Source organism: Dysgonomonas sp. 37-18 (assembly GCF_001899125.1).
Taxonomy (GTDB): domain Bacteria; phylum Bacteroidota; class Bacteroidia; order Bacteroidales; family Dysgonomonadaceae; genus Dysgonomonas.
On record NZ_MKVC01000033.1, the window covers coordinates 1 to 25,602 of the forward strand.

18 protein-coding genes, 1 pseudogene and 2 riboswitches are annotated in these 25,602 nt (G+C 34.8%); of the genes and pseudogenes, 8 read left to right on the forward strand and 11 right to left on the reverse strand.

Annotated elements, in window-relative coordinates:
- Positions 1–77: 77 nt before the first annotated feature.
- Positions 78–683 (reverse strand): phage integrase SAM-like domain-containing protein, encoded by a 606-nt coding sequence (locus tag BGO84_RS13060; RefSeq protein ID WP_291029776.1) that lies wholly within the window; start codon positions 681–683, stop codon positions 78–80.
- Positions 684–1,489: 806 nt separating this feature from the next.
- Positions 1,490–1,697: riboswitch (cobalamin riboswitch) on the forward strand.
- A 133-nt stretch (positions 1,698–1,830) separates the two neighbouring features.
- Between BGO84_RS13060 and BGO84_RS13065 the strand changes: the two genes are divergently transcribed.
- From BGO84_RS13065 to BGO84_RS13085, 5 genes are all read left to right on the forward strand, one after another.
- Positions 1,831–3,873 (forward strand): TonB-dependent receptor plug domain-containing protein, encoded by a 2,043-nt coding sequence (locus tag BGO84_RS13065; protein WP_291029778.1) that lies wholly within the window; start codon positions 1,831–1,833, stop codon positions 3,871–3,873.
- Between the two features lie 7 nt (positions 3,874–3,880).
- Entirely contained in the window at positions 3,881–5,074 is a 1,194-nt protein-coding gene (locus BGO84_RS13070) for a DUF5074 domain-containing protein (RefSeq protein WP_291029780.1), read from the forward strand.
- Positions 5,075–5,085: 11 nt separating this feature from the next.
- A complete protein-coding gene (locus BGO84_RS13075) occupies positions 5,086–6,777 on the forward strand; it encodes a PKD-like domain-containing protein (RefSeq protein WP_291029781.1) in 1,692 nt (563 codons plus the stop codon).
- Between the two features lie 15 nt (positions 6,778–6,792).
- Positions 6,793–8,916: a hypothetical protein gene (locus tag BGO84_RS13080; protein ID WP_291029783.1), complete on the forward strand. Its 2,124-nt coding sequence runs from the start codon at positions 6,793–6,795 to the stop codon at positions 8,914–8,916.
- A gap of 67 nt (positions 8,917–8,983) precedes the next feature.
- Positions 8,984–11,116 carry a hypothetical protein gene (locus BGO84_RS13085; RefSeq protein WP_291029785.1) on the forward strand — a complete coding sequence of 711 codons (2,133 nt, stop codon included), beginning with the start codon at positions 8,984–8,986 and terminating at the stop codon, positions 11,114–11,116.
- 253 nt (positions 11,117–11,369) lie between these two features.
- Here the strand turns inward: BGO84_RS13085 and BGO84_RS13090 are convergent, their stop codons facing one another.
- Both BGO84_RS13090 and BGO84_RS13095 read right to left on the reverse strand, forming a co-directional pair.
- Positions 11,370–12,452 carry a sirohydrochlorin cobaltochelatase gene (locus BGO84_RS13090; protein WP_291029787.1) on the reverse strand — a complete coding sequence of 361 codons (1,083 nt, stop codon included), beginning with the start codon at positions 12,450–12,452 and terminating at the stop codon, positions 11,370–11,372.
- Between the two features lie 20 nt (positions 12,453–12,472).
- The gene (locus BGO84_RS13095) at positions 12,473–14,533 is read right to left on the reverse strand and encodes a TonB-dependent receptor (protein ID WP_291029789.1); all 2,061 of its coding nucleotides are present in this window, start codon (positions 14,531–14,533) and stop codon (positions 12,473–12,475) included.
- A 116-nt stretch (positions 14,534–14,649) separates the two neighbouring features.
- A riboswitch (cobalamin riboswitch) is annotated at positions 14,650–14,850 on the reverse strand.
- Positions 14,851–15,092: 242 nt separating this feature from the next.
- On the opposite strand from BGO84_RS13095, the gene BGO84_RS13100 reads away from it, so the two are divergent.
- Positions 15,093–16,499 (forward strand): PLP-dependent aminotransferase family protein, encoded by a 1,407-nt coding sequence (locus BGO84_RS13100; RefSeq protein ID WP_291029791.1) that lies wholly within the window; start codon positions 15,093–15,095, stop codon positions 16,497–16,499.
- 51 nt (positions 16,500–16,550) lie between these two features.
- Here the strand turns inward: BGO84_RS13100 and BGO84_RS13105 are convergent, their stop codons facing one another.
- From BGO84_RS13105 to glyA, 5 genes are read right to left on the reverse strand one after another with little or no spacing between them, the layout of a single operon-like run.
- Positions 16,551–17,234, reverse strand: a complete 684-nt coding sequence (locus tag BGO84_RS13105) for a phosphatidylserine decarboxylase family protein (RefSeq protein ID WP_291029793.1) — start codon at positions 17,232–17,234, stop codon at positions 16,551–16,553.
- Positions 17,235–17,238: 4 nt separating this feature from the next.
- A complete protein-coding gene (locus tag BGO84_RS13110; protein ID WP_291029795.1) occupies positions 17,239–17,670 on the reverse strand; it encodes an HAD family phosphatase in 432 nt (143 codons plus the stop codon).
- Positions 17,671–17,701: 31 nt separating this feature from the next.
- Positions 17,702–17,887, reverse strand: a complete 186-nt coding sequence (locus BGO84_RS13115) for an HAD hydrolase-like protein (RefSeq protein WP_291029797.1) — start codon at positions 17,885–17,887, stop codon at positions 17,702–17,704.
- Between the two features lie 17 nt (positions 17,888–17,904).
- Positions 17,905–18,639 carry a YggS family pyridoxal phosphate-dependent enzyme gene (locus tag BGO84_RS13120; RefSeq protein ID WP_135107531.1) on the reverse strand — a complete coding sequence of 245 codons (735 nt, stop codon included), beginning with the start codon at positions 18,637–18,639 and terminating at the stop codon, positions 17,905–17,907.
- Between the two features lie 3 nt (positions 18,640–18,642).
- Complete coding sequence (gene glyA / locus BGO84_RS13125; protein ID WP_291029799.1) at positions 18,643–19,923, reverse strand: serine hydroxymethyltransferase; 1,281 nt, start codon at positions 19,921–19,923, stop codon at positions 18,643–18,645.
- A gap of 636 nt (positions 19,924–20,559) precedes the next feature.
- Here glyA and BGO84_RS13130 point away from each other — a divergent pair.
- Together BGO84_RS13130 and BGO84_RS13135 are read left to right on the forward strand one after the other, a co-directional pair.
- A complete protein-coding gene (locus tag BGO84_RS13130) occupies positions 20,560–20,754 on the forward strand; it encodes a hypothetical protein (RefSeq protein WP_135107527.1) in 195 nt (64 codons plus the stop codon).
- A gap of 120 nt (positions 20,755–20,874) precedes the next feature.
- Positions 20,875–21,222, forward strand: a pseudogene (locus BGO84_RS13135) (L-serine ammonia-lyase, iron-sulfur-dependent, subunit alpha); the annotation flags it as partial.
- 63 nt (positions 21,223–21,285) lie between these two features.
- Here BGO84_RS13135 and BGO84_RS13140 read toward each other — a convergent pair.
- The 3 genes from BGO84_RS13140 to BGO84_RS13150 all read right to left on the reverse strand — a co-directional run bounded on the left by BGO84_RS13140 (position 21,286) and on the right by BGO84_RS13150 (position 25,580).
- Positions 21,286–22,275, reverse strand: coding sequence for a metallophosphoesterase (locus BGO84_RS13140; RefSeq protein WP_135107430.1), 990 nt, complete (start codon positions 22,273–22,275; stop codon positions 21,286–21,288).
- A gap of 249 nt (positions 22,276–22,524) precedes the next feature.
- On the reverse strand, positions 22,525–23,619 hold the full coding sequence (locus tag BGO84_RS13145) for a DUF4972 domain-containing protein (protein ID WP_135107428.1): 1,095 nt from the start codon (positions 23,617–23,619) through the stop codon (positions 22,525–22,527).
- Between the two features lie 44 nt (positions 23,620–23,663).
- Positions 23,664–25,580, reverse strand: coding sequence for a LamG-like jellyroll fold domain-containing protein (locus tag BGO84_RS13150; RefSeq protein WP_291029801.1), 1,917 nt, complete (start codon positions 25,578–25,580; stop codon positions 23,664–23,666).
- Positions 25,581–25,602 lie beyond the last annotated feature (22 nt).

The window sequence follows — 25,602 nt, forward strand, 5'->3', positions numbered from 1 at the left end:
AGCTACGCTCAGAGGAGTAAAGCATATACCCTATTTTTTATTTAGATTAACGAATATTTATGCCTAGTCCACAACTTTTAGGGAAGAGCCGGTACAGTCAGACGAATCGATTGTCCGGTTTTATTTCGGCAATATTCAATTTGCCAGAAATTATTAATCATATCCCACCTGAGGTTATATATGTCATGAAAAACCATACCTCTACAATATAGACTAACTAACAATATATCTAAAGATTCTTTTTGACTAACGGATAAGGATGAATTTAATTCTGGATTTAGCAGTTTAGACAACATTTTTACAGAAAGTGCCCTTTTAGAAGTTGTTCCTTTTTTTACATATACTCCAATAAAGGGGCTTGCTATATTAAGATTTGAATATTCCTTTATTTTCATTGTTGTATTAAATAATGCACGAAGACCTCTAAAATAGAAATCGACAGTTTGAGGTTTATCTGGGTGTTTTTCATGTAGCCATTCAATATATGATTCAACCCACTCCTTGTTTAACTCTTGCAAAGTAAAGGATTCGCTTTGTTCCCCAAGATAAACACTTAATTTATTTACAAAACTTACATAGTTAGCAACCGTATGATATCGACCGCCTTCTTTATTGTTTTCGACGATTTCTCGAAAAACAAATAACACAGACTCCTTTTTTGCAGGAATTTTCTTTTTTTTCATATGAATAATATTTTACAATTTTAAACATACAAAGATTATTAATTATCATATTTTCCAAACAAATATTTGGTTCAAATTATAGAGTAGATCCTATATTTAAGTGATACTCGTTCTTTGTTAAATCAAAAAGAAGGAAGTGATAATATATTTGTGGTAATCTTGGAACAAATAAAACATGCTTATCTATATGAGAAAGTATTATTTTATAATTATAATATGTATATTTTTCTTTTGTACCGTTCCTAAATAATTGGGGGTAATTAATCTTGACAGATTATTACAGTCAAGGAATAACCAAGCATATTGATTTCGCTCGATAACTTTCAGTTCATATCTTCAGTATTAACTCAATATTATAATCAGGTTGGTTGTAAAGTTGGAGGCAGCAGACTAATATAAAAAGACAAAGATTTATCCGACTATAAACAAGGTTTTAAATGACACGTTGAAATATCCTAAAGTGTCTAGTTTCGCAGAATATAATAAGTTAAATCTATAGTATACATTTTTTAAACAATCGATTTTGCCTAATATTTTTTATGTATCGCAATATTTTTCTTTGAACGTTATTTAGCCTAAACTCGATAGAGAAAAACTATTTTGATCATATAATTCATAATAATTATATTTTCATAGGATTAAATAATTGTTATACCCTATCAGAAAAAATAGTCGAAAATAATTACATTTTATGTTCATACAAACTAAAAAGCTGAAACAACCCTCAAAAAGCTAAGAGTGGAACAAAAGCTCTCCTTGTTTTAATAATCTTTATAATAAGTTTTCTTTTTTAAATATTTAAAGATACCTTTGTTTTCGATTTTGGTGTCATAATTCCAATAACTTACGGAAAAGTGATGAAAAGGGAATCAGGTGTAAATCCTGAACAGACCCGCTGCTGTAAGCTCTACTAAAATCTTTGAACAATACTCAAGCCACTGTTCAACAATGAATGGGAAGGACGATTCAAAGATGGAGTAAGTCAGAAGACCTGCCAAGATTATTATAATTTAAGGCTTTCGGGAAATAAAGCTGAAGAAGATGAAAAGCAGAATTCTGACCATCATCATTATGGTTGCTCTTTTTAATTTAATCGTTTATATTTTCCTGTTAAGTTATTTGATAATCCTTTAATCAGGTGGCTTAGATGTCGTCATTACGTGGGTTTAACCGAGTTGGGTTAATGTTTTCTTTTATATACTGTTGTTCCATAACGGGCTTCGCGCAAAGTAAACTAGATAGTATACAACATCTAAATGAGATAGTAGTCTCGGCTCGTAAAACTAGAGTAGATGTTATCCCTGTACAAGTACTATCGGGAGAATTATTACAAAATTTAAGTGCCCATTCTGTAGCTGATGCTTTGCGTTATTTTTCGGGTGTACAATTGAAAGACTATGGTGGTATTGGTGGTCTTAAGACTATAAATGTACGTAGTATGGGTAGCCAGCATGTAGGTGTATTCTATGATGGGATTGAAATAGCGAATCCTCAGAATGGAGTTGTAGACCTTGGACGATATTCACTTGATAATATTCAAGCTATCTCTTTACATAACGGACAAAAAAGCTCCATTTTTCAGCCGGCAAAAGATTACAGTTCTGCAAGTTCTATCTACATAGAAGCTAAAACTCCTCAGTTTGGATGCAACAAAAAATATAATCTGAAATTTACTTTCAAAACAGGAGCATTCGGACTGATTAATCCTTCTTTGTATTGGGAACAAAAGCTATCTGAGAAATTAAATTCATCGTTTAATATTGATTACACTAACTCGACAGGTAAATATAAGTTTCGATACAAAGTTCAAAATACTGTTGACAATAGAGGGGGATACGATACTACCGCTGTTCGAAAGAATGGAGACATTCAGATATTTAGAATTGAGCAAGCCTTCTTCGGAAAGTTAAAAGGAGGTGATTGGAAAAGTCGTATTTATTTCTATACTTCAGAACGGGGATACCCTGGAGCGATTGTGAAAGAAGAACCCGGAAGATTTAAGCACGAAGATAGACAAAAGGATCGGAATTTCTTTGTTCAATCAGCTTTGAATAAGAGATTTTCAGACGTTTATGCAATAAAGATATCAGGGAAATATGCGTACGATTATTTGTATTATGAATCTGATACTTTAATTCAAAAGTTGAAAAATAAATATATGCTCCATGATGTTTATATTTCTTCAGCCAATCTATTTAATATCCTTCCTTCGTGGACAGCCAACATTTCTGCCGACTTTCAGTGGAATAAAATGAATGCCAATTTGGTGGAATTTATCTATCCGCAACGTTATTCTACTTGGGTAGCTGTAGCGACTTCTCTCGATCTAGATAGAGTAAAAATACAGGGTAGTTTACTCGGTACTTTTGTCCATGAATCTACCAAAGAAGATAAAAAAGACATTCAACGTGATTGGGATAAAATCACACCCACCTTGATGGCCTCATGGCAACCATGGAGTAGAGAGAACCTATTTTTAAGAGCCTTTTATAAAAATATATTTCGAATGCCGACCTTCACCGAGATGCATATGGCATATATGGGGACATTGTCTTCTTACCTCAAACCCGAATTTACCAAACAATATAATTTAGGGTTCGTATATTCAAAAAATATAAATTCATCATTTTTTCTAGAAGGACAAGTCGATGCCTATTACAACGAAGTTACAGACAAATTATTAGCTATCCCGGGCGGTGTAAATTTTCGTTGGACAATGAAAAATATTGGTCTTGTAAAGATAAAAGGAGTAGATGTTGCTTTAACATCTACTAACAAGATAGGAAAAGATCTAACTTTAGATACTCGGATAAATTATACTTACCAAAAAGCACAGGACTATACTCCGATGGTAGTAGAGAGTGATACCATTACCTATAAAGGACAAATAGCATATATTCCGACCCACAGTGCATCGGCCATATTAGGCGTCAATTATAAATCATGGAATTTATCATACAGTTTTATTTATACAGCTACTAGGTATACAGGTAGTGCCAATATTCCCCGTAATAGACTTGAGCCTTGGTACACTCACGATATGGCTATCGGTAAGTCTTTTGTGTGGAGGAAAAATAAATACAAAGCTACCATGGAAATTAATAATCTATTTAATCAGGCTTACGATGTAGTCTTGAATTACCCTATGCCAGGAACAAATTTCAAATTTATACTCAATATAACTATTTAAGAAAATTATGAAAAGAAGATTATTCAAATTAGGATTTCTAATTCTAATTGTAGGATTAACTCTTCTCTATTCATGTAGAGGAGATGATGAGGAACTGATTCCTCCCACAATAACACCGGTAGCTCCTGTTGATGAAACAACTGTTGTAGAAGGAGAAGAAGGTAATATAAAAGGATTTTATCTGTTGAATGAAGCCAATATGGGAAGTAATAAATCTTCCATTGATTACTTCGATCGTAAAACCGGTAAATATTGTCAAAATATTTATCCTTATCTAAATCCTAACATTGCCCATGAACTGGGAGATGTAGGTAACGATATCCAGATTTATGGGAATAAACTATATGCCGTAATCAATGTTTCAGGTTATGTGGAGGTGTTGGATGTAAATACTGCATGCCATATAGGTTCTCTCACTATACCCAACTGCCGTTACATCGTTTTCGACAAAGGTTATGCGTATATAAGTTCTTACAATGGACCTGTTAAGATAGAACCGGATACCCCACTAGGTTGTATCGTAAAGATAGACACTACCAACTTTAAGGAAGTTGGACGGGTTTCTGTAGGCTATCAACCCGAAGAAATGGTGATAAGAGATAATAAATTGTATGTCGCTAACTCGGGAGGTTACCGAGTTCCGAATTACGATAATACAGTGTCTGTTATTGATTTAGGTAAGTTCGAAGAAATAAAGAAGATAACAGTAGGGATTAATTTACATCGGTTGGAATTGGATAGTGATAATAATATCTATGTAAGCTCGCGAGGCGATTATAAATCTACGGCATCAAATACATATATCATCGGGAAAAACGATATGGTAAGCAAAACTTTAAACTTACCATGCTCTAATATGACCGCGATGGGCGATTCTATTTATATGTATAGTGTAGAATGGAGTCATATAACTCAAAAAAACACAATTACTTATGCTATTGTAAATACCAAAAGCCAAACAGTTGTATCTCGGAACTTCATTAAAGATGGAACTGAAAAGCAAATCGTAATTCCGTATGGTTTAGCTATTCATCCTGAAACCAAAGACATATATGTGACTGACGCTAAAGATTATATTAGTCCGGGAACGTTGTTCTGCTTTGACAAAATGGGTAACCGAAAATGGTCTGTGGTTACAGGAGAGATTCCGGCTCATATTGTGTTTACAAAACATAGGTTGAAAAGTTTAATTTTAGATTAATAAAAAAGTAAATGATGAAAAATAAAATTTTATTTCTTTTTTTACTATTGAGTGGTTATTACCTCTCATCATGTTCTGGTGATGATGATATAGTTCAAAACGATATAACTATTACATTCTCACAAAATGAGTATAAAGTTAGAAAAGGGAAAACATTAGAGATTGTACCGCAAGTAACCAATGCAACCAACCCTATTTATTCGTGGAAATTGAATGGGAAAATTATTTCGAATGATTTACAGTTAAATTTCAGTGACTATAGCGTTGGCGAATATTTTATCATATTTAGGGTTGACGATGAAATTGGATATAAAGAGTCGCAGATTAAAGTTACTGTAGCAGATAAAATATCACCCGAAATAGAAATGGTCTCCAGCTATATTGCATATGTGGGGCAACCAATAGAGCTGAAAGCAACAGCCAACTATGCAGAAAACGCAGAATATGTATGGAGAAAAAATGGTGAAATAGTATCGGAAGAACAAGTGTACTCTTTTGTAGAAGAAAATTTAGGTTCATTTGCCTTGACTGTTAAAGTAACTACCGAAGAGGGTGTTGACATCAAAGCCCTAACAGTAGTCGTATTACCTGTACCCGAAGCTGAACTTTATTTCGATGATGGTCTATACCGAACCATAACCAATAAAAATAATCTACGCAAGATGACAGTCCCTCTTGGCAGAACTTTGGTGTTAGCTCCTGTTATTTGCCATATAGATAAACCTGCCGGCTTTAAGTGGACTGTTGATGGAGTTGCACAAAGTTCGACTACCGAGTTTTTAAAATTTACACCTACCGAGAAGAAAGCTTATTTGATAGAAGTAACAGAAACAGGAACATCGGTAAAGGCGCAAGTAGAGGTTACTTGTACAGAGCCTGAAAGTACTTATTTCAGAGCAATACAGACAAACAGTAAAGCTGTTGCTACTAAAGCTTTCAATTACATTCCAGCTCCGGGACAGTTTATTGATTTCCAATCTCCATATCAAACAATAACTCAGGTGTTACAAAAATTCCAAACATCCGTAGATGCTAATTCTAATATGTTTCATATAGGGGCTTACGGAGGTTATTTTGTAATAGGATTCGATCATAGTGTGAAAAATGTGGCAAATAAAGCTGACTTGAGCATCAATGGTAATTCTTTTGCAGGTTGGAGTGAACCGGGAGTAGTTTGGGTTATGCAAGATTCGAATGGCAACGGATTACCCGATGATACATGGTACGAACTGAAAGGCAGTGAGTATGGAAAGAAAGACAACATACAACGCTATGCTGTTACTTATTACAAACCTACAGAAAAAAGAACTGATGTAATGTGGACAGACAATTTTGGAAATACAGGTTCGGTAGATATTAATGGATATCACTCTCAAGACTATTTCTTCCCAATGTTTATAAAAGAAAGTGCTTATACCTTGACTGGTACACGTGTGCCACCGACATTCTATATTGCCGAAGGTACAGGTTATGAATCGTCCAGAGACTTAGGATGGGGGTATGTGGACAATCACAATACAGACCCAACGAGACCCATTGGGGAGTTTTGGATAGAAGATGCTATTCATGCTGATGGAAGTCCTGCTAACCTCACTCATATAGATTTTGTAAAAGTACATACGGCTTCTGTAGGTAAAGGCTCTTTAGTTGGTGAAGTATCAACTGAGCCGGGTAATCCTGTTGATCTGAATTTTAATAACTAAAAGACTAATTAGATAATGAAAAGAATATACCATTATATCTGTCTGCTGATATTGTCTGTCATTTTATTACCTGCTTGTAGTGACGACAACAAAGAATTTGAAGGAAAAGACAATTATATAACTTCTTTCTCTCTGAGACTAGAGAATGAAACAGAATTGAATGGATTAATTGAAGGTAATAAGATTACCATTAATGCTTCTTCCAGTCAGTCTCTAGAGCGAGCTAAGGCTACTGTAAAACTCAGTGAGAATGCTAAAATATTTCCTAATCCCGAGGAGATAACCAACTGGGAAGAAGATATAGTATTTGCTGTAACTTCTTACAATGGTACTCGTTCTCAGTATAAATATACTGTAAACAGAACTGAGCAGGAACAAGCCGGTACTATTATACTCGCTACTCAGGCCGATGTAGATGCTTTTGGACAGAAAGGCATTACTTCGATTGCCGGAAATCTGATTCTGGGGCAAATCTCAGGTAAAGATTCCATCAAATCATTAAGTCCGTTGGCTGGTCTTACACAGATAGGCTATTCTCTAATTGTTTATCCTACTGTCGATATGACTAATTTTGAAGGCTTAGAAAATCTGACTAAAGTAGGAGATCTTATTCAAATAGAATCTTCTCCAAGAGTGCAAAGCGTTTTATTCCCTGCTTTAGAAATGGCAGGAGGAGTAGCTTTGAAAAACGATTCATTAATAACCATTAGTTTTCCTAAGCTAAAGAATGTGTCTAAGTCTTTTGTTATTAACTCGGGGATGGGGCAGGTAATTCTTCCTAGTTTGGAAAGAGTGGGAGAAACATTCCGGTTAACAAATACTTTTTCCAATGTAAAAGCATTGATGCCTTCGGTTATATTACCGTATTTGAAAGAAGTAGGAAGCATCGAACTTTCTCGTCTGGAAAATGTAAAAAAAGTGGATTTTTCAGAATTGAAGACCATTGCTGATTTGAATCTTTACCCATTAGAAAAATTGATATATATAAATGCGCCTAAGTTGCAGATTATAACAGGTAAATTAACTACTTCAGCTACTAGTAAACTGAGCGAATTTAGCCTGCCGGAGTTGGAGGAGGTTAACGATATGATTGTAGAAGGAAAACAGATTACGACGGTTAATCTTCCTAAACTAAAGCGAGTAAAAGGAAAACTAAGTCTTAATTATGCCAAAATAAATGGACTGGCTAAAGGTTTTGAATCATTGGAAACGGTTGAAGGAGAACTTTATATGCTAGATCTAGCTATGAAAGACTTAATATTTCCTTCTTCGATAAAAAAGATTAATAGATTATCAATCTACAACTATCTTTCTGCACCTCTTACCAAAATAAACATCAAAGGTATGAATATAAAGGAATTGGCAGTAATGGCTTCGGCTGTTGATGGTGTTGAAATTATCGGAGATGATGTATTTAACGGAACATTAAGTATTCTGCCGGATAATGCTAAATCTTACACTCTTAAATTCCCAAAGCTACAAGGATTTTCCGAAGTAGATTCTCTGAGCCTCGGATCTTATATTTCTAATATAGATGTATTAAATATAAAAGGAATAAAAAAAATAAAGAAAGGACTTACTATTCCTAATAATAATTTACAGGATTTTTCTATATCAGATCTGGAAGAAGTTGGAGGAAACTTCACCATAAATCACCTGAATAATATTGTAGACCCTTCTGTAATTCAGATTAACATATCGGATCTTAAAAATGTTGGAGGAAATTTTAACGTAACCATCGATTCAAGGTCTGTCCGAACATTGAATGTTCCTAAGTTAGAATCAGTAGGAAGAGACTTCACCATTGGCACAGGCTACATGTCTACTTCATCATGGAGTCCTAGCTGCCATCTGAGATATCTGCTATTTCCTAAATTAACTAGTATAGAAGGAAAGATGAGTCTGGTGCCATACAAGGATGATGCTAGTAAGGTAAACGAGGAGCTAACAGATTTGAATGGTTTCTCAGCATTGAAAAAAGTAAGTGGTATAGAAATTAAAGCTCAAGCAGCTTTAGTCTCATATGCTGGCTTGAAGAATGCACTATCTGCACTTACTGCAGGACAATGGATTGTCGAGAGAAATGGCTACAATCCAACATACGACCAACTTAAATCTGGTGCTTGGACAAAACTATAAACTATAAGATGGAATATTTAAGTAAGTGTTCTTTAAACTTAGTTTTAGAATTATAAACAAAAAAACAATGAAAATAAATAATCTAATATTTATATTACTCCTATTCGCTTTGGTGACAGCCGGATGTAGCGACGACAGAGACTTCAATGGAGGTGATAATTATATAACATCTTTTCGGTTGGAAAAAGATGGAATCTCTTTCAATGGGTCAATATCGACTATAAACAATGAAATAGTTGTTACAGTTCCTGAAAATATATTGCTTAATAATGCTACTGTAAATATTACAATTAGTGAAAATGCAACAATTAGTCCCGATCCTTCTTCTATAAAAGATTGGACAGCTGAGCAAACATTCGTCGTTAAAGGATACAACGGAACAGAAAGAAGCTATAAGTATAAATTAGAGCGTGGTGTCGTTTCACGCAACGGCGATATAACATTGCTTACTCAGGAAGATGTGAATGCTTTTGCAGACATGGGGCTGACAGAGATAAATGGTAATATAACTATCGGTGCTGCTAGTGGCTCAGACTCAATACATACATTGGCTCCATTCTCTAAATTAACAAGCATCAAGTTTGGATTAACGATCAATCCGACTTATGCAGGGAAGAATCTGGATGATTTGAAAAATCTAAAAAAACTTGGCTCTCTGAAAGTTGTAGAGTTGAATAATACTTTAGAGGAAATAAATTTACCTCAATTAGAATACATCGTTACGGGGATCAATATTGATTTGCCAAAAAGATTACAAAAAATACTATTACCTGAATTAAAGCATGTGGATAGAGGTATATATATCAGCAAGGCAGAGGTCTTGAAAATGCTTGATTTAGGAAAACTAGAAACTGTCATAGAAGATTTTACTTTAGATGGCGGATGGGGTACAAATGTATTGGATGAGTTTAAAATTGGATCATTGAAGAGTGTGGGTGGTTCTTTTAAGGTATCAAATTGGCAAGAACTAAAATCTTTATCTATGCCTAATTTGGAAAATATTTACAAATTAGAATTGAGTAGCTTAAAAAAAGTAGAAAAAATAGATTTATCATATTTAAAAACTATAAAATCAGACTTTCAGATATCTAATAACGACCTGCTTACCAATCTTAATGTGTCTTCTTTGGCTACTATCGGTGGCGACTTTAATCTCAACTATCTTCCGTCGATTCCATCTTTCGACGGATTTAAATCTCTATCCTCAGTAGATGGTAAATTTACCCTTTCTAATCTGGATAAATTGAAAGATACTAAAGGTTTTAAAAGTTTGAAATCAGTCGGAAAACAATTTGATATATCTTATATGGCTGCTGTAGAAGATAATCTAGATGGTTTTTCTTCTCTAAGCAGTGTGGGAGTAGGAGGAGTTTCTATTAACGATGTATCGTTTAAGACTTTCTCCGGATTTAATCTTAAAAATGTAGAGAGAATTGGTATTTATGCTCAGAATATAACCTCTATACGCGAGATTGATTTAACGAGGCTGAATATAGAAAAATCTATAATTCTGAATAATATAATGTCAGAATACACCTTAAAAGGAGCTAATGTCTTTGATGGAGAATTAAGCTTCGAAGGTTGTGCTCCGAAAGTAGTAGAGGGTTATAGCGAATTGGGGACTCTTAAATTTTCTCTTTCCAGTAATAAATACCCAAATTATTCTTTCCCTACTACAAAAGTAAAAAAAGACCTCAGTATTTCAATGTACAATTTTGAAGGTTTTAAAATGCCTAATTTGATAGAAGCAGGAGGTATAGTCACTATTTTTATTATGTCAGAAACTTTGGCACTTGACTTGCCAAAAATCAAAAGCATGGGTTCTCTTGAAATTGGTTCTCCTGTTATGAGAAAACTTTCTCTACCCGCATTAGAAACTATAAATGGCGACTGTAGAATAATAACAGCCAATTATATGGGCGAGTTTGAAGAATTTAATATTCCTAAGCTAAAAACTATAAATGGGACTCTTGATTTTTCGGGAGAATATTATACAAATAACAAGCTGACTAATCTTGATTTTTTTGCTACATTGAATAGCTTGAAAGCTGTAACTATTAGATACAATAAGGTATTAGTTGATTTCTCTGGCTTAAAAAATGCCTTAAGTTCCATATCAGAAAAAGGATGGATCGTTACTGATAATGCTTACAATCCGACTTATACGGATGCTAAAGCTGGGAAATTGATCAAACCATGATATAGGATTATATCTATTAAAATTTATTCTGATGAATGGAAAAGAAGGTCTCTCAAAATTGAGTTACCTTCTTTTTTGATTGATATTTATAATAATAGACTTAAATATGGAAACCCCTAACGTTAGACACCTAAAACAAAAAACCGATGAATCAAAATTCATCGGTTCATATGATATTCTAGCATAAATCCTGTCAACCTATATTAAGGACGGGACACAATATTATGGATACTGTCAAAATATTCAATAATACTTATTCGCCTAAATGCTCATTCCATGATGTTGCATTTTTGACAGCATGTTTCATATGATCAAGCCAGATTGTACGTATCGCACTATGATCTCCCAAACCAACGACATTGAAATGTTTCGGGTCTATGTTAGTTCCATCGGCACCAATTGTAAATCCAAGTTTTTCTAATTTTAATTTCCAGCTATACTCAGCTTCGTGATCCGGTTCTTCCGGATTAATCTTATCCCAACTCTGACCGTCTTCCAGACCTCCCAACAAGTCATTTTGGGCATGATCCCCGGCAATTGACATCAGGGGAGCCAAGCTAACTGTAATCTTCTTATAGTTTTCTTTGGTTATACCTTTTCTAGTGGCAAAAGCCTCAATTTCAGTACGTATGTATGAAAACATTTTAGATCCCCAATCTACTGTTCCTACAAAGATATTTTTCTCTCCGCTCAAATTTTGCAATGCGGTTTCAAGTTGGGCATACCTCTCATTTGCATGCGTGTATTCAGTATCAGGATTACCATGCCCCATCAAAGCAACAACCTCTCCTGCATCTAATCGGTTTTTATAATATTTGTAAAGGATTTGAGCAACAGCATCGACATCTTCCTCTGTTTCGAGCAAGCAAGAACTTTTAGCTACTTTAACGTTAGGAAAAGGAATCATAAAGTTTTTCTTCACATCCGTATTCATTAGGCTAAGGTATTCTTCTCCTGGAATAATATGTAGTGATTGTATATATACATTTTTATAACCTGCTTTACCGATTGCGCTTAGCCATAGATCGGGTTGAGAATAAGCTTTACCAATCTGCGCATACACACGAGAAATTATAGTACGAGATGTAAATGACATATAGATGTCTGTATTCGGAAAGGCTGCCTGATAATCTTTTATAATTTGATCATAAGTAGCTTGAGGCTGTTCGTAAGTACTACCGAAAGAGCAAAGGAGTAAGGCTGTTTCGTTCTTTTTATTGATTACAACAGCATTTCTATCGTCTTTCTCATCCTCGTTATCATTTGAACAAGCGCTGAAAAATCCTATAGAAAGGATCATGGAAAATGTTAGAAGATTCTTTAAGAATTTGTTCATAATAAATAGTTTTAAAATAATTATTTGTTTTGATTTTGAAATTTTACGATAATAGAAGTGTAGAAATTCCGACCGGGGGACGTTGTCCCTCTATTATGTCCGAAAGGACTCCGATCGACATAATTGAATATGTTATCTACTCCGATATTGATATCCAATTTTATTTTTTTAGAATCAAGAAAAGAATGCGATGTATTGACTCTCCAAATCTGATAGCCCCTTGTATCACCGTCTGTTGTATAATAGCGTTTTGATTGGTAACGTCCATTCAGACTAAGTCCTAATTTATATTTCTGCCACGGTTTAAGCCATAAAATACGAATGTTTGCATTATGCCGTGAAGTGCCGTTTATATATACGTATTTCATATAATCATTTGCTGTTTCATCATCTGTACGTTGCCCTTTAGCATCCAGATAACTATACCCCCCTCCTATTTTTATATTCATTAGCAATTCGGCGTCAAAAGTGAAATCCATACCATAAGTCCGCCCTTTTGCCAGATTAACGTATTTCATGGTTTCCTCCACCAACTGTAGTTTGTCTTCATAAGAAGTTTCTATTGTCTGAAGAGAAATCATATTCCTTATATTATTATGATAGGCGGTTACACTTGCATTAAAACGAGGTAAATGATATTCGATATTTAATGCATAATAATCCGATTTTTGAGCTTTTAGATTGATATTTCCATAATAAGCTTTGTATTTACTCATTATGGTAGCATAATAGTGATAATACAACTCCTTTATAGAGGGAGCCTTAAACCCATTAGAATATGTTCCTCGAAAATTAAAGTTATGGAACTTGTACAAAGCCGAAACTTTAGGTGTGAATGTTTGGCCAAATTCCCGGTGTTGTCCGAATCGGATTCCTGCTGTTATATTAAATCGATCTGTCACATTCCATTCATCCTGAGCATATGCCGATGCAGAGTAAGCTGTAGCTTTATCTCCTTCAAGACGATAAGGTGATATCAGCTGATCCCAAATATATTCGATTCCTGTGTTTAATGTATTTTGTTCATCTAGGTAAAAGACACCTTTCAAATTACCCAATACACGCCGTTGGGATGTTTGAAGGATGCGATCTTCTGCATAGTAAACAATACGGTCTCCGTTCTCATCAAAATAGTCTGTGTATTCACGACTTGTATAGTCATAAAAATAATCGTATTTGTCAAATGATAAGTCAAATGTAAGGTAATCTTTATTTTGCATATTGTATTTTCCTCCTGTACTATAGGACTGATTCCTATAATAAAAGTCATACAACCGCCACTGAGGAATACCCATAGGACGATAAGTCCATTTTTCATAAAAAGAAGCACTCGTATTTAATGTGAGTTTATCAGATACCTGATACGATAAATCTTGTGAAATAGTATAATCGGTAGAGCGATTTACTGTTTTTGTAACACTGTTTTCATAGAGTTTGCCTCTATACCATTCTTGAGTTGTATTCTGCCAACCATCAGTATGACTCAAAGAAAATGAAGTATTCGAACTCCACCTTTTATGCTTTAATGCAAAAATATTACTTTGATCTAGATCTCCATATTTGCCTATGCGGGAAGTATTAGAAATACTGAGTTTATCTTTGTTCTTTTTAGTTATGAAATTTATAACACCACCGATTGCATCTGAACCATATAATGAAGAAACTGCTCCTTTTACAATCTCGATCCTCTCAATATTGTTCATATTGATACGGCTTAAATCGTTTTGCCCGCCAATGTCTCCATTTAGCCTTTTTCCGTCTATAAGAATAAGTATGTAATCATTCTTCAGACCATTGAGTTGAATATTACTCCCCATGTCACTCCGGTTAAAAGTAATAGAAGAAGACAAGCCTCCCAATACATCCTCAATATCACGCCCCGCATATTCCTTTAAAGCTCTTCCTGAAATCACTTCAGTTTGTACAGGCGCATCTTTAATGTAATGTTCAGTACCAGTACCGGTAACAACAACTTCTTTTAGAGAAACAGATTTTACAACATGCCGAGTCGTATCGGCAATTTGTGCAATTAGCAATTGACAGCAAAGAAATACTGCTGCCAATAATAAATAATACCTCATATCTTATTTTATAATTCTTTAAAAATTAATAAAATAAAACATCGAGTTTCCTGAAAATTAATAAAATAGCAATGTATACATAAAGTATCCACAACCACTCCTATCCCTGGAAGCTTGGTGTTTATTTGTCTTTTGGCAGGTCTTCTGGCTCTCCTCCGGTTAAAAGCCTTCCCATTCTAGGATAAAGAACAGTGGCATAGAATATTTAACCGATATAACACGAGGAATTACAGCTGCAGGTACAGCCCCGGATTTTCACCGAGTTCCCTTTCATCAGGATATGAAATATACTGATTACCAAATCTGGCACAAATGTAAATAAATGTTTTTAAATGAAAAAAGAAAATAATGATTGTATTTTATTCTCGGTTTAGAAATTTTAATGCTTCAAAATAACGGTTATTGAATTATTTGCTTCATTTGGGTTATATTTTCCTTTTCCAATATTAACAAATGGAATCTTTTAATTCTTTTATTTTTATATAATTTCTGCTTAAAATATAAATTGATTGGACTATATTTACCTTTCGAATTAGAAGAAGATGAATAGTCCAAAAAGATGAACTTAAAACTATTACATACCAAATTAAACAGATCTGGCGATAAGGCCATTTATATACAGATAGCTGATTTGATAATAGAATCGATTAAGAGTGGCGTACTGAAGGCTGGAGAAACAATGCCCAGTACACGGCATATGGCTACTGAATTATCAGTTAATCGCAATACAGTTGTTCTGGCATTTGATATCCTTATTAATGAGGGTTGGATTATCTCAGAGGAAAGAAAGAAAACTTATGTATCAAATAAAATACAGATATCTCAAGTTTCAAAAAAGAAGAAATCTCAAATTCAACCAAGTGAGATATTCAGAAACGATTTAATATTTTTCGATGACGGACTTCCGGATGCAGTATATACTCCGATGAAAGAATTGGCGAGAGCATATCGACGTATCTTTAGCCGCAAAGCCCATTGGCAAATCATGAATATTGCCAGCGAATTTGGTGATAATAAATTTCGTGAAACAATATCCACTATGCTTAATCAAAATAGAGGTATGCAAACATCGGTTGCTGATGTGTGCATTACACGTGGAAGTCAAATGGCATTATTTCTTACAGCTCATTGTTTACTCGAAAAAGGAGATGTTGTGTTAGTTGAAAATCCGGGATACAGACCTGCCTGGAATACATTCGAACATGTAGGAGCAAGATTAATACCCGTGAATGTAGATGACGATGGGATCAATGTAGACCAGATTGAAGATATAGTAAAAAAGAAACGAGTAAAAGCCATTTTTCTGACACCACATCATCAATATCCGACTACTGTGACATTAAGTTTGGCCAGAAGATTTCAACTTATCGAGCTATCTAACAGGTATGGATTTACCATTATTGAAGATGACTATGACAATGAATATCATTTCAATCAACGTCCTATTATGCCGATTTCTTCATTTGAGGGAATTCGTAATTATGTATATATCGGAACACTAAGTAAATTAATTGCGCCCGCTGTAAGGGTGGGCTATATTGTGAGTAATCCGAATTTTATACTTCAAATAGGGAGATTGCGTAAAATGGTAGATCTTCAAGGCGATGCAATCATGGAGCAGTCTATCCTAGATTTGATTATTTCTGGTGATATTCGAAGACATCAAAAACGTATGTTAACTCATTACCAAGCTAAACGAGATTTCTTTGCGAATCTGTTAGATCAATATATGAAAGATAAAGTTCTTTATAAGAAACCTTATGGAGGGCTCGCTTTTTGGCTGAAACCAATCAAGAATATCGACTTATATCAATTGAAGGAAAAAGTAAATTTCGAACTGGTCAGCTTTTATACTCCTGATAGATTTAGTTATGATCGTGTAATATCTGGGATAAGAATCGGATACGCATCTCTTTCTGAGGCCAATTTGGAAAAAGGTGTACGTATCCTTAGTAAATATCTTTAAGAATAAAGCCTTTCTCCTTTGACTATATTTATCTCAGACAGAGGAAATACATCAAATAGCTTCATTATTTTTTATATTATTTACTGCTATTAAAGTTTTACAGCCGATAACTTTTTGTCCTATCTCAACCTTGATCTCTGTTCCAAGAGGTAGATACATGTCTACTCTTGAACCCAGTTTAATAAATCCAAAATGATCGTTTAGTTTTCCAATACCACCTGTTTCGGGATAAGTGACTATTCTTCTGGCCATCGCTCCTGCAATTTGTCGGACTAGTATCTGCTGCCCATCTTCTCGTTCTAAAACGATTGTAGATCGCTCATTTTCTGTACTCGACTTAGGTAAATATGCTGCTCTGAATCTTCCTCTATGATGTTTTTTGTATATAACATGTACATTGTCTACAGGGTACCAATTTGCATGTACATTAAACACAGACATAAAAACTGAGACCAATAATCTTTCATCTTTAAAGAACTCGGGTTCATATACTTCTTCGATAGAAACAATCTTACCATCAGCAGGTGAAACAATAGAATTTTCAATGTCACCATCGAAGACACGTTTGGGACTTCTGTAAAAATTTAGAGTGAAACACCATATAATAATCGATACTACAATCAATATACTAACAGCAAATGCATCATTGATGAAATAAATTCCGGCAGTATTTATCAGAACTAGAACTAAAGTCACATTTATTAGAGATATACGACCCGCTTGATGGATATTCATAGTTTTATATATTTGATATAATTGTCTTTAACCAATTCACTGTAATCTGCCGAAAGTCCGAAATTACTATTATGCATTTGTCCATCAATATTTCTTCTGTATGAGTCGTAGCCAGTCCAATTACAGACATTCCGGCAGCATTCCCAGCCGTAATGCCAGCTAAAGAATCTTCAAACACAATACAATTTCTAGTTTCACAAGACAGCCTTTTTACTCCTAACAAAAAACAATCCGAAGCGGGCCTCCCATTTTGTATATCTTTTGGGGATATTATTACATCGAAGAGTGTATCAAACTGCATCTGTTGGCAAGCGCGGTTTAGTTTTAATTCTGTTACACTAGTCACTAAGCCCACCCTGATATTATGGAGCTTGAGTTCTTTTACAAAATCAATAGCACCGAGAACATCAGAGAATTGAACAGATTCTTCAAACAACCTAAAATCCCGAAGAATTTGTTCTACTTCTTTATCTGATAATTAATTTATTAAAGTAATAACTAAAAATATGAGGAATAGTCATTCCTTTTATCTTATTCTCAAAATCTTCAACATGAATATTATATTGCTTTGTAATTTTATTCCAAAAAATGGTATATTGTGGTTCTGTGTCGATAATAACCCCATCCATATCAAATAATCCGCATATATTCATTTCTATATTTTTTAGTTTCAATTAAGTTTTCCCAATTCATTCCAATAGTAGCTATTCGGATAAATTCGCTCTCCGAAAATAGCAGTACCAACACGAACAATAGTTGCTCCTTCTTCAATGGCAACTTCTAAGTCTCCGCTCATCCCCATCGATAGTTCAGTCATATTTACATTCAATATATTCTCTTCAATAACTTGTTGTTGGATATCTTTTAGTAACCTGAAGCATCTTCTTACCTTTTCTTCTTCAGCACTGAATAAACCTATTGTCATCAAGCCTTTGATTTTCAATGTATCATATTTTGCGACCTCTTTTATAAATGAAATAACATTTATTGGATCTAAGCCGAATTTACTCTCCTCATAGGATGTGTTTACCTGCACCAGTATGTCTATACTTTTGCCTTCAAACTGTAGCCGTTGATCTAACTTTTGTACTAGATCAAGTCTATCTATAGACTCTATACAAGACACATATTTTAGGACTTCTTTAACTTTATTCGTTTGTAAATGACCGATATAATGTTTTTCACAATTATAATGAGTCAGTTTCTCTTCTTTTTCTTTTAATTCTTGTACTTTATTTTCCCCTATTAAAGTTTCTCCACATTCTAATGCAAATCCTATCCTCTCAGCCGGAACCGTTTTTGTTGCTAATAATAATCTTACATCATTAGCATCACGGTTTGCTCTATCACAAGCTACTTTTATTCTTTGATGAATTACAAAAAGATTATTTTTCACTGTATCCATAATCTAACAATTTGAATAAATCGGAAATTCTGATATAAATTCTCGAACTCTTTCTCTTAATCTATTCAGTGTTATTATACACATTTTGTTTGTTAATACAGAATCTATAAGATTTGCAACATCATCCATGTTTTCCTCTTTTAGTCCTCGTGAGGTAAGGGCTGCTGTTCCAAATCTAATTCCCGAAGTAATAAAAGGTGACTTTTCATCATAAGGTATCATGTTCTTATTAGCTGTAATACCAACAGAATCTAAAAGCTCTTGTGCAGACCTCCCATCAATTGATTTGTTAGATAAATCTATTAGCATTAAATGATTGTCTGTTCCATCCGAAATAATTTTGTAGCCTTTATCCATCAATGAACTTGCAAGCTTTTTTGCATTCTTTACAACCTGAGTAGCATAGCTATAGTAATCTTCACTTAGCGCTTCTTTAAATGCAATAGCTTTTGCAGCTATAATATGCTCTAGCGGACCTCCTTGAGTTCCCGGAAAAACAGCGGAATCTAAAAATAAGGACATCATCTTATAATTTCCTTTATTATCTTTTTCTCCAATAGTATTTTCAAAATCTTTTCCGATCATAATCATACCACCTCTAGGACCTCTTAGTGTTTTATGGGTAGTGGTAGTTATTATATGGCAATGAGGTAGTGGATCGTTTAACAAACCTTTTGCTATTAGTCCTGCCGGATGAGCAATATCAGCCAGCACTATTGCACCAATTTTATCAGCTATTTGCCTGATTCGTTTGTAGTCCCAATCCCTTGAATAGGCAGATGCACCCGCTATTATCATTTCTGGTTTTATAGCCAAAGCTTTTTGCTCCAGTTCCTGATAGTCTATAAGTCCGGTTTCTCTTTTTACTCCATAGAAATAAGCATCATACATCCTACCCGAAAAATTCACCTGTGAACCATGAGTTAAATGACCGCCATGATTTAAACTAAAGCCCAATATCTTATCTTTTGGCTTTAATAAAGCATGAAAAACTGCAATATTAGCTTGCGAACCCGAATGCGGCTGGACATTTACCCATTCTGCACCAAATAGTTTTTTTGCTCGCTCTATAGCGAGTGTCTCTATCCCATCAATATATTGACATCCTCCATAATATCTTTTGTAAGGTAACCCTTCTGCATACTTGTTGGTTAGTACCGATCCGGCAGCTCTCATTACAGACTTACTCACAATATTCTCTGATGCTATCAGTTCTATTGATGTCTGTTGTCTTTCTAATTCTTGTTCAATAAGATTAAATACTTCGTAATCTGAATTTATCATAATCAAATATTCTTTACCCGAGGTTAATATTTTTCAAATAGCAAAAGTATAGCGTATTTGGACCAGATACATGGTCCAGTATTTAGATTAAATGCCAGTCCAATTCAAAGCGTATATATAATAACTGGACTGTATATTTATATTAAAACTGCACCACTATGACAATCCTCATATGTAATACTTTTGTATTGCAAGAGCTAAGAGATACTTTCTATGATAACGGAAAGTAATTATTTTATTAAAAACTAAGTAAATCTGAAAAAGGCAATTTTTCACCATGCAGATTGTCCTGTTTGTATAAGTGCAGAAGAAGATATTTTAAATCTTATCCCTAAAGGTCAGGTTGAAGTAATACATCTGGGTACAAATAAAGCAAATGTAAAAGTAGCTGAGAATACAGTTGTAAAATCTGTTCCAGCATTGGTGTTAACTAACGGAAATGTTTTGCATATCAACTTTGGAGCTTCAGTAGAGGATTTAAAGTAATCATAAAGAGAAGTCCAAAAGCTTTTCCTTTCGGACTTATAGATTATTTAATTAAAGTAAAAGAATACAATGGTCGGGTGGTTAGGCAAAGATCGCAATACCTTTTAGATAGGTTCGAATCCTCTTCCGACCTCAATACCCTTAAAGAGAATGATTGGCGGCAAGGTTATCGTAATACACAGTATGGTTTCTACAGGATATATATACAATAATACGATATCATCAGTTCTAAAAATGGGTAGTGTTACCGTGTCGCCGTCAGAAACGCGCACTACCCTACCCTTTAGTCTTTTGCTGAAGAAGTATTTGAAAAAGAAAGTAGTACTAAAACCGATTTTCTCATAATGATACAAAGATAGAATTTATTCCAAACACCCTTTCAAAGTTTCGATAGCCTCTTTTACCGATCGGACAACAGGATACGATTTGGGTATGAATACATGGGGAGGATTCGGAGAATATATTGCTCTATGCGGATGTGTAATTGCAGCCACCGGTTCTGGTTGCGGCATTGTACATCTGATGGGTGGTAAATATGAGCAAGTATCTTACGCTGTAAAAAATATGATTGCTAATCTGACAGGAATGATATGTGACGGGGCAAAACCCAGTTGTTCCATGAAGTTAGCCAGTGGCGTTTCAACAGCCTTGCTGTCTGCAACACTGGCAATGGAACAAAAAGTAGTGACATCTATAGAAGGTATCATAGAAGATGACGTTGATCAATGTATATTAAATCTTGTTCGTATAGGAGCACAAGGTATGCAAGAAGCTGACAGATTGATACTTGATATAATGACAAACAAGAGGTAATTTCTGCCTTTATCGGTAAATTATCTTTATAGATTTACAACAAGATTACGTGATTAAAAACTGTTATTTTAAAGGAATAATTTTGATATTATAATAATTACCTGAAGCATTTTCTTTTACTACAAACAAAGGTAATCCATCTACAACATCTAAACTTTGTTTATGTATATGTCCGGCAAAAACACCCAGAAGATTAGAGGTTTTCAGTACCTCTTCCCGAAATTGCATCGTGGTCTTTGTATGTCCTTCTTCTCGCCATGGCTCTCTTCTTTCCAGTTCGTATAATTTATCATTCTCTTTCTTCCAGTCCGGATGAGCACAACCATAATTAACCGGGCGTCCCGGCATATATAGAGGAATATGCATTACCAGAATAAGAGGTAGACCAGAAGCTGCTTCTTGTTGAAAAAAGGTAAGTTGTTCGGACGATATTTCATATGTAGAATTGTCTATTGCAATGAGCTTAACACCCTTTATCGTAACAGAAAAGAACAAAGGATTACGTTCTTGATATAAAGAGATAAGTCTGTTATTTATCCAGGTTTGTCTCAGCTTTTGAGAGGTTCCTTGCATCCCTTCATAATGCCAGTCATGATTTCCTGTTGTGTAGACATATTTCAATTTAGACTCGATAAGGACGGAGTCAACCCATTCTACAGCCCGTTCCGAAGGATAACTGAATATATCACCTGCAAGTACCAATAGATCAATATTTTTCTTTTTGCCTATTTCAATTGTTTCAACGAATGCCTGTTGAGGATTGGTTTCTTCTCCTGTTTGATAATGTCTGGTTATCGCATATGCTCCGGACATACGTTTACTATATTCTTCATAGGGTTTCTCCCGATCATCTTTCATCGACAAATGAGTATCTGATAATAGAATTATATCTATAGTATCTACAATACTTGCCGAATATATGTTTATAGAATTCCCATCCAAGGAAAAAGAACTTCTATAGCCAGTGTCTTTAATACTCTGATTCGTTTTACAGCCTATCAAATAAATCAGGAATACACTAATTATAAAGCACTTATTCGATTGCTCTTTCATACGTCAATAATTTTATTTTATTCAGGAATAATTCTTACAAAAGGTATTAATCAAAAGAATCAGTTACAATATACGAATTTTAATCCTTCAAAAAGCTAACAAGTAAGTATACGAATCTTCATACAAAGATAAAGTACACTTACTTGCTTATAAGTAATACGAATCCGTAGTTAAAAAAATTAACAGAATTTACTCATTTCTTTTATTAGAAAGATGAATCCGAATTTCAACTACTGATTGCGGTAAATATCAGTCAACAGTAATCCATTGATACTCGCCAACCAACTTCGCAGAATATTTTCCGGTCAGGTCTTTTATATCTTCATTATTCTCTACAGTAGATGTAAATTTCCATCCACAAACCAGATCTGATTCGGAACCGGTAACAATAATTTCTTTATCCATTATTTTCCTTACTTCCTCTTCTGTTTTCGCAGATTTCCAGATATGGAAGTCTTTGATATATCCAGACAGTCTCCAGGCATCCGTCATTCCGCCTACTCCTGCAGGCTGGCCAAATGCAACCATCGAGGTTTCAAGATAATTCGACAGATAATTTTTCCCGACTTGTGCTGTAGCCTGATCCTTCAATTCTCCATTCAGATAAACTTTAATAACTGCCGATTCCCCATTGATACCATTCTCATCTATAACGGCTGCAAAGTGAGCCCATTCTCCGGTAGTTCCAAAATTCACTCCGGGTTCCATCAAACCCCAGTTCTCAAGCCCGATGGTCATACGCACTCTTGAATTATCAAAATTGTTGATAACCCAGCCTTTACGAGTCTGAGTTTCACCATCTTCATTAAAGCATGAAACTATACTACCAAAGCCTTCCGTATATTTTAACTTAAACCACAGTTCTACTGTAAAAGCCTGTTTACCCGACTCACCAAAATTAGAATAATCAGAGCTATATCCAAAGTCAATATATCCACCATTTTTGCCATTAACATATAATTCAGCATCTTTAAATTCAGGGGGTAAATCTTCGGTCCGCTGTGTTGCCTTAAAGTCAGCAATCGCTTTATTCGCAGCGGCAATAGCCTCATCCGTCTTATTCTGGGTAGGATCTGTTTCTGTTCCATTCTTAAAATAACGGATCGTTTTTTCTATCTGTATCACAGCATCGTCTAATATATATTTGCTCTCCTGCGGATACATATCTTTCTTATCGCCATATTGGACATTATCTCTTAACTGTACCATTTCATCGCGGACACCTTCCATTTGTGTAACAAATTTACTCACATCTACTGCTGAATTATCGTTATCATCGGAACAAGCCGAAAATACAAGTAAAGAGAAGGCTAATAAGGTCAAAAAATTAAAAATGTGTTTCATAATGTAAGAATAATTAGATTCTATAAAAAGTTTTAAAATATGGTCTATTGAAGTGATATCCACTGGTAATCACCGACTAATCGTGCTGAATATCTACCTGTCATATCTTTTATATCCTGATTATTTACCGGAACAGAATTGAATCTCCATCCGCATACCAGATCAGGTTCAAAGCCTGTAACATCGATATCTTTATTCATAATTTTTCTGATAGTACCTTCCGATTTTGCACTCTTCCAGATATGAAAATCTTTTATATAACCGGAAAGCCTCCAATCGCTGGTCATTCCTCCTACACCCGCAGGCTGGCCAAAAGCAATCATTGGTGTCTGTAAATAATTTGACAAATAATTTCCTCCATCAAAGGATGTACTCTGGTCTTTCAGTATTCCATTCTGATAAACTTTTAAAACCACAGGCTTTCCATTAATTTGTTCTTCGTTTATACCATTCTCATCCACTACAGCAGCAAAATGTACCCATTGCCCGGTCGTAGAGAAATCAAAGCCCGGTTCCAATAACCCCCAATTTTCCAAGCCGAGTGTCATCCTAAGCCTCGAATTATGAAAACTATTGATTACCCATCCTTTACGAGTCTGGGTCTGACTGTCCTCATTAAAGCATGATACTACACTACCAAAAGCTTCTGTATATTTCAATTTAAGCCACAATTCCACCGTAAATGCTTGTTTCCCATTTTCTCCAAAATTTGAATATTCAGGGCTATGACCAAAATCAATATATCCTCCATCTCGGCCATTAATATATAGTTCTGCTCTAGCTTGTTGCTTATTTTTAACAAACTCACTGACCCAATAAGCAGTCCTATCCAAATAATAGTCGGGAGAAAGACTGCCATAGTCTGAGTAAGTAAAGGAAGAACTACTGAATGGTACAGCCGGTTCTATTTGTGACCCTTCATGCCATTCATTAAAAGAAGTGATAGAAATATATTCAGTACCCGTGTCTATTGCTTTTCGGTACATATTGTCATAATACTGACCATTGTTACGATTGCGGGTAGTAGCATCGTTCCAAGGACGAACTCGGGTATCTATATACCCGGGACCAACACTTGGAATGAACAGCTTATTATTTTGTTTTGCCCAAGTTTGCATTGAAGCCCAATTAGATGATGTGGAACCAAAAGTGAAGCCATCAGATGCAAAATAGGTATAGAATCCATCAAAATTAGCACCTAAAATAACGGATGGCTGCGAACTCATATTATTCAACCATAATCCGATAACATGAGAATCATACGGAGTATTCCTTATCGTTCTGCTACCTCCGGGACTTAATAGAGTAGCCCAGTCGGAAGCCGAAGTAAGATAAGAATCGTAAATAAAGAAAACAGGTTTGCCCTTCAGCCTGTAAAAAGCCGGATGTCCTCCATAGGTATCAATTAAGTGAGTAATACTTTCTTTCATAGATGCTGCATTTCGGCCTGAATAAGGTTCTATATGAAAACATACTTTAAGACCGTATTCATTAGCTATATTAAGAAGCGAAGATATTTTTTCCGGTTCGGAGGTACCCGATTCATTCCACCATGACAAGGCTACAACACCGACTCGCGAACGGACAAACATCTCCATGTGCATTCTTATTAAGACCGGATCTTTACTGCTATAGGTCCCTAACTGAGGATAAAAGTTAGCAGCAATATCACCATTCGTCCCCGGTATATAACCAGGACTGGTACTTTGCCCCGGCCCCGGAAGTATATCGTGTCCCCAATGGAAATATCCGTTATCGAATTCTGCATTACCATACCAGTTATAGTAAAATCCAAAAGTATTATAATCTAAATTCTCTGTAGATAATGCCGTGTTCTTTAGTACAGAGGTGCTTGTATTATCCTCTGTTTTTTCGTTCAGATCTAAATTATTGTTACAGCTGAATAAGAAGACAGATACAAACAATAAAATCTGAATAGTCAACATGTTTTTCTTTTTCATTGTTTCCGGTTTTAGATATTGA

Coding starts and splice junctions, on each gene's coding strand:
- BGO84_RS13150 (WP_291029801.1), bottom strand. CDS start 25,580: ATGAAAAAGAAAAACATGTTGACTATTCAGATTTTATTGTTTGTATCT.
- BGO84_RS13130 (WP_135107527.1), top strand. CDS start 20,560: ATGATTGGCGGCAAGGTTATCGTAATACACAGTATGGTTTCTACAGGA.
- BGO84_RS13085 (WP_291029785.1), top strand. CDS start 8,984: ATGAAAATAAATAATCTAATATTTATATTACTCCTATTCGCTTTGGTG.
- BGO84_RS13090 (WP_291029787.1), bottom strand. CDS start 12,452: ATGAACAAATTCTTAAAGAATCTTCTAACATTTTCCATGATCCTTTCT.
- BGO84_RS13100 (WP_291029791.1), top strand. CDS start 15,093: ATGAACTTAAAACTATTACATACCAAATTAAACAGATCTGGCGATAAG.
- BGO84_RS13120 (WP_135107531.1), bottom strand. CDS start 18,639: ATGGATACAGTGAAAAATAATCTTTTTGTAATTCATCAAAGAATAAAA.
- BGO84_RS13060 (WP_291029776.1), bottom strand. CDS start 683: ATGAAAAAAAAGAAAATTCCTGCAAAAAAGGAGTCTGTGTTATTTGTT.
- BGO84_RS13070 (WP_291029780.1), top strand. CDS start 3,881: ATGAAAAGAAGATTATTCAAATTAGGATTTCTAATTCTAATTGTAGGA.
- BGO84_RS13115 (WP_291029797.1), bottom strand. CDS start 17,887: ATGAATATATGCGGATTATTTGATATGGATGGGGTTATTATCGACACA.
- BGO84_RS13065 (WP_291029778.1), top strand. CDS start 1,831: ATGTCGTCATTACGTGGGTTTAACCGAGTTGGGTTAATGTTTTCTTTT.
- BGO84_RS13080 (WP_291029783.1), top strand. CDS start 6,793: ATGAAAAGAATATACCATTATATCTGTCTGCTGATATTGTCTGTCATT.
- BGO84_RS13140 (WP_135107430.1), bottom strand. CDS start 22,275: ATGAAAGAGCAATCGAATAAGTGCTTTATAATTAGTGTATTCCTGATT.
- BGO84_RS13075 (WP_291029781.1), top strand. CDS start 5,086: ATGATGAAAAATAAAATTTTATTTCTTTTTTTACTATTGAGTGGTTAT.
- glyA (WP_291029799.1), bottom strand. CDS start 19,923: ATGATAAATTCAGATTACGAAGTATTTAATCTTATTGAACAAGAATTA.
- BGO84_RS13145 (WP_135107428.1), bottom strand. CDS start 23,619: ATGAAACACATTTTTAATTTTTTGACCTTATTAGCCTTCTCTTTACTT.
- BGO84_RS13105 (WP_291029793.1), bottom strand. CDS start 17,234: ATGAATATCCATCAAGCGGGTCGTATATCTCTAATAAATGTGACTTTA.
- BGO84_RS13095 (WP_291029789.1), bottom strand. CDS start 14,533: ATGAGGTATTATTTATTATTGGCAGCAGTATTTCTTTGCTGTCAATTG.